This is a genomic window from Mesorhizobium sp. M0772, from assembly GCF_040320135.1.
Taxonomy (GTDB): domain Bacteria; phylum Pseudomonadota; class Alphaproteobacteria; order Rhizobiales; family Rhizobiaceae; genus Mesorhizobium.
In genome coordinates this window covers 58,742-69,652 of the sequence record NZ_JAMYPB010000034.1, presented here as the reverse complement: position 1 = coordinate 69,652, position 10,911 = coordinate 58,742, and the positions used below count along the sequence as shown (strand labels likewise).

The window sequence follows — 10,911 nt, the reverse complement described above, 5'->3', positions numbered from 1 at the left end:
CTGTCTTGTTCGATTCTGACTGGAGGTCAGAAAATGAACATTAAGAGCCTTCTCCTCGGCTCCGCTGCGGCCCTGATCGCAGTTTCCGGTGCGCGTGCCGCCGACGCCGTCGTCGTCGCCGAGCCGGAACCGGCTGAATACGTCAAGATTTGCGACGTCTACGGCGCCGGCTACTTCTACATTCCCGGCACCGAAACCTGCCTGCGCATCGGCGGCTATGTCCGTTACGACATCGGTGCCGGCGACGTGGGTTCGTTCGATGGTGCGAGGTCCTTCGACCATAAGGATGGCGACGAGCAGGATACCTTCTACAAGAACGCCCGTTTCACGCTGAAGACCTGGACCGGCCAGGAAACCGAACTCGGCACCTTGAAGACCTACACCGAGACCCGCTTCAACTTCGGCAACCGCAACGGCTACCCCTCGGCAGACGATCCGACGACCGAAGCAGACGAGTTCAACTCCAACCCTGCCGGCAACAAGAACGTTTCGCTGAACTTCGCCTGGATCCAGCTCGGTGGCCTGCGCGTCGGTAAGGACGAATCGGCCTTCGACACGTTCATCGGCTACGCCGGCAACGTCCTCCAGGATACGCTCGTTCCCTACGGCGATTTCGATACCAACGTCGTCCAGTACTACTTCGATGCGGGCAACGGCTTCTCGGCCGTGGTCTCTCTCGAAGAAGGCTCCGGAACCGTTGGCACCATCGACAGCTACGTTCCGCATGTCGTCGGCGGCGTGAAGTACACGCAGGGCTGGGGCGCCATCACCGGCGTCGTCGCTTATGACAGCAACTACGAAGAAGTCGCCGGCAAAGTTCGTTTGGACATCACCCCGATGCAGAACCTGTCGCTCTTCATCATGGGCGGCTACGGCACCGACGACAATTTGACGGACTCGAGCTATGCGATCGACGCTGGCGGCCGCGGCTTCTACAAGCAGTGGGGCGGCAACTGGGCTTTCTGGGGTGGTGGCACCTACACCATCAACGAGAAGACCTCGTTCAATGCTCAGGTCTCGTATGACGAATGGAAGAACCTCGGCGTCGCTGCGAACATCGCCTACGACGTTGTTCCCGGCTTCACGGTCACGGCCGAAGTCGACTACCTCAACGCAGGCAAGTTCGACGACGCCAACTTCTCCAACTTCACCAACGCCGACAAGAAGAGCAGCATTGGCGGTCTCCTCCGCTTCCAGCGCTCGTTCTAACCGGCAGAGCCTGGCTGAAAATCGAACCCGGCGGGCAACCGCCGGGTTTTTCTTTTTGAAGCATCCGTCGCCATAGTCATTGGCTGCAGTGCTGGCCTTCAAAAGGCTGCCGCCTACCGGCGGTCAGGCCGTAGAGCGTGGCCACCCGCGCCGATTTCATCACGGGCGTCATGGCCACTATTTCCAGCCGCGCCAGAACTTGCGCCGTCCTATCGGGCACGCTAGCAAGAAGGCCCATCTTCTCGTGAGCCTTTGCCATGCGCCAGCGCCCTGCCCTCACGCCGCTTGTCGGCGCGCTTCCCTCGACGGTGCCGTTTGTCGGACCGGAAGCGCAGGAGCGCGAGCGCGGACGTGCTTTTCGCGCCCGCATCGGCGCCAATGAAAGCAGCTTCGGGCCTTCGCCGCGCGTTATCGCCCGTATGGAGCGCGTCGCGCGTGACCAATGGATGTATTGCGATCCCGACAATTACGATCTGAAGCAGGCTGCGGCCCGCCATCTCGGCGTCGGCGCCGAAAACGTCGTGGTCGGCGAAGGCATAGACGGGCTGCTCAGCCTGGTGGCGCGCATGTATGTCGCGCCGGGCGACGCAGTGGTCACCTCGCTCGGCGCCTATCCGACCTTCAACTTCCACATTGCCGGCGTCGGCGGCCGGCTGGTCACGGTGCCTTACGAGAACGACAAGGAAAGCCTGGACGGCCTGCTCAAGGCAGTCATCAAGGAGAAGGCGCCGCTGGTCTATCTCTCCAATCCGGACAATCCGATGGGCAGCTGGTGGGAAGCAGGAGATATCACCCGCTTCGTCGAAGCGTTGCCGGAAACCACCATGCTGGTGCTCGACGAGGCCTATGGCGAATTGGGGCCGGCCTCGGCGCTGCCGCCGATCGATGTCGCGCGGCCCAACGTCATCCGCATGCGCACCTTCTCCAAGGCATACGGGCTGGCCGGCATTCGCTGCGGCTACGCGGTGGCCGAGGCTGAGGTGATCCGCGATTTCGAGAAGATCCGCAACCATTACGGCGTCAGCCGCATGGCGCAGATCGCCGGCGTCGAGGCGCTGGCCGACCAGGACTGGCTGCACAGCGTGGTGGCGCGAGTTGCTGCCGGCCGCACACGTATAGCCGGGATTGCGGAGACGAACGGGCTGAAGCCGCTGCCATCGGCGACCAATTTCGTCACCATCGACTGCGGCCAGGACGGCGCCTTCGCGCTGAAAGTGCTGCAAAACCTTTTGTCGCGCGACGTTTTCATCCGCAAGCCGATGGCGCCAAGGCTCGAACGTTGCATAAGGGTCAGCGTCGGCCTCGATCATGAACTCGACATCTTTGCCGAGGAACTGCCCGGCGCACTCGCCGCTGCGCGGGGAAACTAGCCCCGCCAATTGCCATCGCAACAGAGCCTGCCGAGGCCGCCAAGGCCAAAACAGAATCAGCCGCGACCCCGACTCCGTCGATCCAGCAGCAATCCGACACTCAAGCCTGTTGCTTTCGTCCGATTTCGCGCCAGTTTCTGTGCATGGGAGGCAACGATGGATAACCGGCAAAGGGCAGTGCAGGCGCGTGTGCATGGCAAGGTGCAAGGCGTCGGCTACCGGATGTGGGCGCGAGGCGAAGCGACAGGGCTTGGCCTCGTAGGTTGGGTACGCAATGAACGAGACGGCACCGTGACGGCCTGGATTGCCGGTGCCGATGCTGCGGTTTCCACAATGATCGAACAGCTCCGGCAAGAGCCAAGGGGAGCTTCGGTTTCGAAGGTGGAGACCGAGGAATTCGAACTCCTCGACGCGCCCATCGACTTTCGGATCATCGTCTAGACGGAACCACTTTATTGCCGCTTGAATTAATTGAACGTTCGTTTTATTACTAGGTATCGGGAGACGTTCATGGCACGCACAACGGGATCCGACGGCGAAAAAACTGAAGCGGCCGTCCGGGAGGCTGCGGTCAGCCTGATCGCCCGCTTCGGCTACGAGGCAATGTCGATGCGGCAGCTTGCCGCCGAGGTCGGCGTCCAGGCCGCCGCGCTCTACCGCTATTTTCCGACCAAGGAAGACCTGCTGTTCACGCTGATGCGCGAACATATGGAAGGGCTGATCGAAGCGTGGGACGCCGCACGCCCCGACGCTGCCGATCCGGCAACGCGGCTTGCCGCCTATGTCGAAAACCACATCGCTTTCCACATCGAGCGCCGCCACTCCACCCATGTCTCGAACATGGAATTGCGCAGCCTGTCGCATGACCGGCTGACGCAGATACTGCGCATGCGCACCGCCTATGAGAAGGAGTTGCGCGCCATCCTGCGCGACGGCGCGGAGGCCGGCGCCTTCAGTGTCGATGACACGGGGCTCACTGCCATGGCCCTGATCCAGATGATGACCGGCGTCATCGTCTGGTTCCGGCCGGGCGAGCGGCTGTCGATGGCTAAAGTCACGGCGACATATCTTTCAATGACAATGCGCCTGGTTGGCGCGAAGATCGAAATCGGGGAGGAACGGCATGTACACGAACACACTCAGCTTCGGGCATGACGAGGACATCGAGGCGCTGCGCGATCTGGTGCGCCGCTTTGCCCAGGAGAAAATAGCGCCGATCGCTGCCGAGATCGACCGCAGCAATCAATTCCCCACGCATCTGTGGAAAGAGCTCGGCGCGCTCGGCCTTCTCGGCATCACCGCCGATCCCGATTTCGGCGGCAGCGGCATGGGCTATCTTGCCCACGTCATTGCGGTGGAAGAGATTTCGCGCGCCTCGGCCTCGGTTGGTCTCTCCTACGGCGCCCATTCGAACCTCTGCGTCAACCAAATCAACCGCTGGGCGACGCCGGCGCAGAAGGAGAAATTCCTGCCGGCATTGTGCTCGGGCGAAAGGGCAGGTGCGCTGGCCATGTCGGAATCGGGCGCCGGCTCCGACGTCGTCTCGCTCAAACTGCGCGCCGAAAAGCGCAACGACCGCTATGTGCTCAACGGCTCGAAAATGTGGATCACCAACGGCCCCGACGCCGAAACGCTGGTGGTCTACGCCAAGACCGATCCGGAGCGGAAATCGCACGGCATCACCGCCTTCATCGTCGAAAAGACGATGGCCGGCTTCTCGGCATCGCCAAAGCTCGACAAGCTCGGCATGCGCGGCTCCAACACCGGCGAACTGGTGTTCGACAATGTCGAGGTGCCCTATGACAATGTGCTGCATGAGGAGGGCCGCGGCGTCGAGGTCCTGATGTCGGGCCTCGACTACGAGCGCACCGTGCTCGCCGGCGGACCGCTCGGGCTCATGGCGGCCTGTCTCGACGTGGCGATCCCCTATGTGCATGAGCGCAAGCAGTTCGGCCAGCCGATCGGCGAGTTCCAGCTCGTGCAGGGCAAACTTGCCGACATGTATTCGACGATGAACGCCGCGCGCGCTTACGTTTATGCTGTCGCGGCTGCCTGCGATCGCGGCCTGACGACACGCAAGGATGCCGCTGGCTGCGTGCTGTTTGCCGCCGAAAAAGCGACGCTGATGGCGCTCGACGCCATCCAGCTGCTTGGCGGCAACGGCTATACCAACGAGTATCCGACCGGCCGGCTGTTGCGCGACGCCAAGCTCTACGAGATCGGCGCCGGGACCAGCGAAATCCGCCGCTGGCTGATCGGGCGCGAGATCATGGCGGAAGGGGTTTAGTACCTGCCAAGATGGCAGGCTGTAGTTTTGCGGGTATCGAGAGACAAGTAGGGCGATAGATGGTTACGTCATCGGGGCATCCAGTCACAAGGCGGGGGATATTTGCGATGGCCTTGTTTTCCACAATCGCTGCCTTTCTCGGGCGCGCGAAGGCTCAGAAGCGTCGCTTTTCTAATATGGCGGAATTCAGAGAGCTCGTAATTGCCGAATTCAAACGGCAGCCGGGTGTCGATAGCGCTGTCGCAGACCCATCGGATCCTGCAAAAATCGGTGCAAAACTCGATGGCGCAGAAGTGACGGCAGACGTCACAAACGTGTTCGGGCACTTGAACTCATACCCCGACGAAGACGCCGATGCGGCCATACGCAGGCTTGTCCGAGGCCTCGCCGAAATACGACCTAGGGCGAGTGAAGAAAGTCTGATCGCGGTGATACGGACCCAGCAGTATGTCGAGCACCTCAAATCGATGGGTTTGGATTTATTGTGCGAACCGCTGGTTGGTGAAATTGCGGTCGTATACACGGCCGACCTTCCCGATTCAGTCTCACCTGTTGCTCCGAAGGACTTCCCCGGCCGGGCGCTTTCGGATTTGCGCGATGTCGCACTAGGCAATGTGAAGAAATGGCTGCCGAAAATTGTCTCCGACGGCCAGATTGGCACATTTTATCTCTATTACGTCGACGGCAATACGATGCTCTCCACGAGCCTTGTGCTGCTCGACGAGTTCTGGCTGTCGATCAAAGCACAGTTTCCCGGCGATGTTTTATTTGCGCTGCCGCGCCGGGATCAATTGTTCATCTTCGATGCGAGCAATCCGCAGGCCCAAAGCGCGGCCAGACAGATGATCGACGTCACGTTCGAGGATGGCTTCAATCTGCTATCCGATAAAATTTTCGAACGCCGCAACGGCAAACTCCTAGCCCAGATGTAGAGCTCGAAATGGCCGTACTCCAGACCCAGATCTCGCCCTCCTCCGAAACCTACCTCGCCAATGCCGAGCGCATGCGGGCGCTGGTTGCCGACATTGCGGACAAGGCGGCAACCGTCGAGCGCGGTGGCTCGGAGGAGGCGCGCGAGCGTCATGTTTCGCGCGGCAAGCTGTTGCCGCGCGAGCGGCTGGCGCAGTTGCTCGACACCGGCTCGCCTTTCCTCGAGATCGGCCAGTTCGCGGCATGGTCCATGTATGGCGAGGAGATTTCCTCGGCCGGCCTCGTCGCCGGCGTCGGCCGTGTCGAAGGCACCGAGGTGATGGTCGTGGTCAATGACGCCACGGTGAAGGGCGGCACCTATTATCCGCTCACGGTGAAGAAGCATTTGCGCGCACAGGAGATCGCGCTGCAAAACAATCTGCCTTGCGTCTATCTGGTCGACAGCGGCGGCGCCAACCTGCCTAATCAGGACGAGGTGTTTCCCGATCGCGAGCATTTCGGCCGCATCTTCTACAACCAGGCCAACATGTCGGCGGCCGGCATTCCGCAGATCGCCTGCGTCATGGGCTCATGTACTGCGGGCGGCGCCTATGTGCCGGCAATGTCGGACGAGACGATCATGGTGCGCAACCAGGCGACCATTTTTCTCGGCGGCCCGCCTCTGGTGAAGGCGGCTACGGGTGAAGATGTCAGCGCCGAGGAGCTTGGCGGCGCCGACGTGCACACCAGGCTGTCCGGTGTCGCCGACCACTATGCGCTGGACGACGAACATGCGCTGGCCATCTGCCGGCGCATCGTCAAAAATCTCAACCGGCGCAAGACTGTAAGCCTGACCTTACAGAAACCCATGCCGCCGCTTCATGACGCGCATGAACTCTACGGCATCGTGCCGACGGATCTGCGCCAGCCCTATGATGTGCGCGAGGTGATCGCGCGCGTCGTCGACGGCTCCGAGTTCGACGAGTTCAAGCAGAATTACGGCACCACGCTGGTCACCGGCTTTGCCCATCTTCAGGGCATGCCGGTCGGCATCATCGCCAACAATGGCGTGCTTTTTTCCGAAAGTGCTGTGAAGGGCGCGCATTTCATCGAGCTGTGCTGCCAGCGCAAGATCCCGCTGATCTTCCTGCAGAACATCACCGGCTTCATGGTCGGGCGAAAATACGAGGCCGGCGGCATCGCCAAGGACGGCGCCAAGCTGGTGATGGCGGTTGCCACCGCCAAGGTGCCGAAGGTGACGATGATCATCGGCGGGTCGTTCGGTGCCGGCAATTACGGCATGTGCGGACGCGCCTACTCGCCGCGGTTCCTGTGGATGTGGCCGAATGCGCGCATTTCGGTGATGGGCGGCGAACAGGCGGCGACCGTGCTGGCGGTGGTCAAGCGCGAGGGCATCGAGCGCAAGGGTGGTGAATGGAGCACTGAGGAGGAAGCGAAATTCAAAAAGCCGATCCTGATGAAATACGAGCATGAGGGCCATCCGCTCTACTCCTCGGCGCGGCTATGGGACGACGGCATCATCGACCCGGCGAAAACGCGCGAGGTGCTGGCGCTCAGCCTGTCGGCCGCGCTCAACGCCGACATCGAGGAAACGAAGTTCGGCGTGTTCAGGATGTAGTGATGAGCAAGCTCGGCCAACGGATACATGTCCACACCGGCGACATCACCAGGCTTGCGGTCGATGCCATCGTCAATGCCGCCAATTCCTCGCTGCTGGGCGGCGGCGGCGTCGACGGCGCCATTCACCGCGCCACCGGCCCGGAGCTCGAATTCGAATGCCGGATGCTGAACGGCTGCAATGTCGGCGAAGCAAAGCTTACCAAGGGCTATCACCTGCCGGCACGTTACATCATCCACACGGTCGGACCTGTCTGGCAAGGCGGCGGCAAAGGCGAAGCCGGACTGCTCGCCTCCTGCTATATCCGATCGCTCGAAATCGCCGCCGCCAGGGATTGCCGGACCGTGGCATTTCGGGCGATCTCCACCGGCATGTACCGCTATCCGAAAATGAGGCGACGCAGATCGCCGTTGGCATCGCAGGTACCTTCGTCGGACAGAACTCAACGCCCGAAACAGTTATTTTCTGCTGCTTCGACGAGCCAATAGCTCAACTATACCGACAAGCCGTTGCTGCCATTGGAGGATGCTAGTCTGCATGGATAAGATGGTTCATCCACCTACGCAAAAGCAATTTTCGGTGAGCAGGCTGGCGGCACTGGAGAATAGACGCTATTGTTCATCCCACATTGGGCAACGGGGATGGGGTAAAGATGAGGCCGAAATATTCGGGAAAAACGACTGCGTCGGTACTTGCAGTCTTGCTTATATTTGCGGTACCCGGCGTTGGCGCCGCGGCATCGCTGGCGGGAAGCAAAGGCGACATCCATTTCTATCCGTATTTGCCGAAAAGCCCGAAAGACCAGTGCACCATGGCTTACAACGCCTATGTGGCCGCCGGCGGCCATTCGGCCTATGCGACCACGCCCTATGCCCGGATCCGTTCGTTGTACATCATCTGCGGCTCGGGCTTGAATGCACCGTCACAGAAGGCTGCCGAAGAACGGGCGATGAAATCCTGCGAGTCCGCCCGCAGCCACTACAAGGTCATTACAGGGGCTGGCTGCGAAGTTGCGGCATCGAAGTAGGCCGACAAGCATCGGCTTGGGCATTTTTCAAATGGGCGGGGCAAGATGAAATCGACACGCATCAAACGAATTACTGTATCGATGCTTGCCGGCCTGCTCGTATTTACGGCACCCGGTATCGGGGCGGCTGGATCGCTGGCGGGCAGCAAGGGAGACACCCGATTCTGGCCTCCGTTGTCACTGAATCCAAAGGAGCCCTGCACGAAGTCGTACAACGCCTATGTCGCGGCGAGTGGCCACTCGGCCTACGCGACCACATTCTACTCGCGCGTCGACGATCTTTACATCATCTGCGGTGCGCGGCTGAACGCGCCATCTCAGAAGGCCGCGGAAGAGTTGGCGTTGCGAAGCTGTCAGGTTGGCCTGAAAAAGTGGAAGGTTCAGACCGCGAGCGGCGGCTGCAAAATCTCGGCTTCGAAATAGGCTCATTCCTGCCAGACCGGCGCCGCCCGAGACAAACCCGGGAGGCTCCATGTTCGCCAAGATCCTGATCGCCAATCGCGGCGAGATCGCCTGCCGGGTGATACGCACGGCCAGGAAGATGGGGGTGCGCACCGTTGCCGTCTATTCCGACGCGGACGCCAAGGCTCTGCATGTCGAAATGGCCGACGAGGCGGTGCATATCGGCGCTTCGCCCGTCGGTGAAAGCTATCTGCGCGGCGACAGGATTGTTGCGGCGGCGCTGGCGACCGGCGCCGAAGCAATTCACCCCGGCTATGGCTTCCTCTCGGAAAACCCCGATTTCGTCGACCAGGTGGTGGCGGCAGGGCTCACCTTCATCGGCCCGTCGGCCGCCTCGATCCGCGCCATGGGGCTGAAGGACGCGGCCAAGCGGCTGATGGAAAAGGCCGGCGTGCCGGTGGTGCCGGGCTATCATGGCGAGGCGCAGGAGATCGTGCTGCTGGCGTCCAAGGCGCGTGAGATCGGCTATCCCGTTCTGATCAAGGCGCGCGCCGGCGGTGGCGGCAAGGGCATGCGCCGCGTCGAACATCCCGAAGATTTTTCGGAAGCGCTGTCAGGCGCACGGCGCGAGGCCAAGGCCGCGTTCGGCGACGATCGCGTGCTGGTCGAAAAATACGTCGACAAGCCGCGCCACATCGAGGTCCAGGTGTTCGGCGACAATTTTGGCAATGCCGTGCATCTCTACGAGCGCGACTGCTCGGCGCAGCGCCGCCACCAGAAGGTGATCGAGGAAGCGCCGGCGCCCGGCATGACGCTGGCGCTGCGCGAGGCGATGACGGAAGCGGCGGTCAAGGCCGCCAAGGCGATCAGCTATTCCGGCGCCGGCACCATCGAATTCATCGTCGATGCCTCGCAAGGGCTGAAGGCCGACCGCTTCTGGTTCATGGAAATGAACACCCGCCTGCAGGTCGAGCATCCCGTCACCGAAATGGTCACCGGCACCGACCTGGTCGAGTGGCAGTTGCGGGTAGCCGCCGGCGAAAAGCTGCCGAAGACGCAGAGCGAAATCACGCTTTCCGGCCACGCCTTCGAGGCGCGTATCTATGCCGAGGACGCGGCGAAAGGGTTTCTGCCGGCGACCGGCAGGCTGCATCACCTGGCGTTTCCCGACAACGCGCCCGAAGGCGCCAGCATGCGCGTCGAGACCGGCGTGCGGGCCGGCGATGCGATCTCGCCCTTCTACGATCCGATGATCGCCAAGCTGGTCGTCCACGCCAAGGACAGGCAGGCGGCGCTCGATGCGCTCGGGACTGCGTTGTCGCAGACCGAGATTGCCGGCTCGACCGTCAACACCGCGTTTCTCGCGGCACTTGCCGCGGACGCCGATTTTTCGGCCGGTGATGTCGATACCGGCCTGATCGGCAGGCATCAGGAAGCGCTGACCGCGGTCGCCCCGCCGCGCAGCGAGATCGTTGCCGCGGCGGCCCTTGCCGCGGCGGGCGCCGGTGCCTTGCCGCCGTCGAACGATCCGTGGTCGTCGCTTGCCGGCTATGCGCATTTCCACAGCATTGCGCGCCGCACGCGCCTGCGCCATGGCGAGGACGATATACTGGCGCGTGTTTCAGTGCGGCCGGACGGGCGCTTCGAGGTGGCGCTGGACGCGCCCTATGACAGCGTCAATTCGCATGATCTTCGCGCCGCCCCTCGCCTTGCCCGCTGGCCAGGCCACGTCACCGTATTCGAAGGCGCGGTCGGCTACAGTTTCCTCGTCCCGGATCCGCTGGCGCGCACCGACGAGGCGGCCGCCGCTTCCGGCAGCCTGCGCGCGCCGATGCCAGGCGTGGTCAAGCTGGTGCGCGCGGCAAAGGGCGAAAGGGTGATCAAGGGCCAGCCGCTACTGATCCTGGAAGCGATGAAGATGGAGCACACGATCGCGGCCAGCCATGACGGCGTGATCGCGGAAATCGCCACCGAGGGCGCGCAGGTCACCGACGGAACGGTGCTGGTGCGCTTCGTTGAAGAGGCTTCATAGCCGGCTGGAGGCTTGAATGAAAAATGGCCGGGACAA

11 protein-coding genes and 1 pseudogene are annotated in these 10,911 nt (G+C 62.1%); 11 read left to right on the top strand and 1 reads right to left on the bottom strand.

The window, feature by feature from the left end; translation table 11 throughout:
• Positions 1-33: 33 nt before the first annotated feature.
• A complete protein-coding gene (locus NKI06_RS21225) occupies positions 34-1,209 on the top strand; it encodes a porin (protein ID WP_023743754.1) in 1,176 nt (391 codons plus the stop codon).
• Positions 1,210-1,285: 76 nt separating this feature from the next.
• Here the strand turns inward: NKI06_RS21225 and NKI06_RS21220 are convergent, their stop codons facing one another.
• The gene (locus NKI06_RS21220; protein WP_352512340.1) at positions 1,286-1,468 is read right to left on the bottom strand and encodes a hypothetical protein; all 183 of its coding nucleotides are present in this window, start codon (positions 1,466-1,468) and stop codon (positions 1,286-1,288) included.
• On the opposite strand from NKI06_RS21220, the gene NKI06_RS21215 reads away from it, so the two are divergent.
• The 10 genes and pseudogenes from NKI06_RS21215 (at position 1,467) to NKI06_RS21170 (ending at position 10,875) form a co-directional block, all read left to right on the top strand.
• Complete coding sequence (locus NKI06_RS21215; RefSeq protein WP_023832462.1) at positions 1,467-2,579, top strand: pyridoxal phosphate-dependent aminotransferase; 1,113 nt, start codon at positions 1,467-1,469, stop codon at positions 2,577-2,579. The two genes, NKI06_RS21220 and NKI06_RS21215, sit on opposite strands and share 2 nt — an antisense overlap.
• A gap of 156 nt (positions 2,580-2,735) precedes the next feature.
• Positions 2,736-3,020 carry an acylphosphatase gene (locus NKI06_RS21210; RefSeq protein ID WP_352625975.1) on the top strand — a complete coding sequence of 95 codons (285 nt, stop codon included), beginning with the start codon at positions 2,736-2,738 and terminating at the stop codon, positions 3,018-3,020.
• A 69-nt stretch (positions 3,021-3,089) separates the two neighbouring features.
• On the top strand, positions 3,090-3,734 hold the full coding sequence (locus tag NKI06_RS21205; protein ID WP_352512344.1) for a TetR/AcrR family transcriptional regulator: 645 nt from the start codon (positions 3,090-3,092) through the stop codon (positions 3,732-3,734).
• Positions 3,703-4,866: an isovaleryl-CoA dehydrogenase gene (locus NKI06_RS21200; RefSeq protein WP_023687268.1), complete on the top strand. Its 1,164-nt coding sequence runs from the start codon at positions 3,703-3,705 to the stop codon at positions 4,864-4,866. Before NKI06_RS21205 ends, NKI06_RS21200 begins: the two co-directional genes overlap by 32 nt.
• Before the next feature lie 107 nt (positions 4,867-4,973).
• Positions 4,974-5,798 (top strand): DUF1444 family protein, encoded by an 825-nt coding sequence (locus NKI06_RS21195; protein ID WP_352986956.1) that lies wholly within the window; start codon positions 4,974-4,976, stop codon positions 5,796-5,798.
• A gap of 8 nt (positions 5,799-5,806) precedes the next feature.
• Positions 5,807-7,414 (top strand): carboxyl transferase domain-containing protein, encoded by a 1,608-nt coding sequence (locus NKI06_RS21190; RefSeq protein WP_352840243.1) that lies wholly within the window; start codon positions 5,807-5,809, stop codon positions 7,412-7,414.
• Positions 7,415-7,416: 2 nt separating this feature from the next.
• A pseudogene (locus NKI06_RS21185) lies at positions 7,417-7,946 on the top strand (O-acetyl-ADP-ribose deacetylase).
• Between the two features lie 120 nt (positions 7,947-8,066).
• Positions 8,067-8,441, top strand: coding sequence for a hypothetical protein (locus tag NKI06_RS21180; RefSeq protein ID WP_023670207.1), 375 nt, complete (start codon positions 8,067-8,069; stop codon positions 8,439-8,441).
• A gap of 45 nt (positions 8,442-8,486) precedes the next feature.
• Positions 8,487-8,864 carry a hypothetical protein gene (locus tag NKI06_RS21175; protein WP_352986954.1) on the top strand — a complete coding sequence of 126 codons (378 nt, stop codon included), beginning with the start codon at positions 8,487-8,489 and terminating at the stop codon, positions 8,862-8,864.
• Between the two features lie 49 nt (positions 8,865-8,913).
• Positions 8,914-10,875 carry an acetyl/propionyl/methylcrotonyl-CoA carboxylase subunit alpha gene (locus NKI06_RS21170; protein ID WP_352986952.1) on the top strand — a complete coding sequence of 654 codons (1,962 nt, stop codon included), beginning with the start codon at positions 8,914-8,916 and terminating at the stop codon, positions 10,873-10,875.
• Positions 10,876-10,911: the final 36 nt, after the last annotated feature.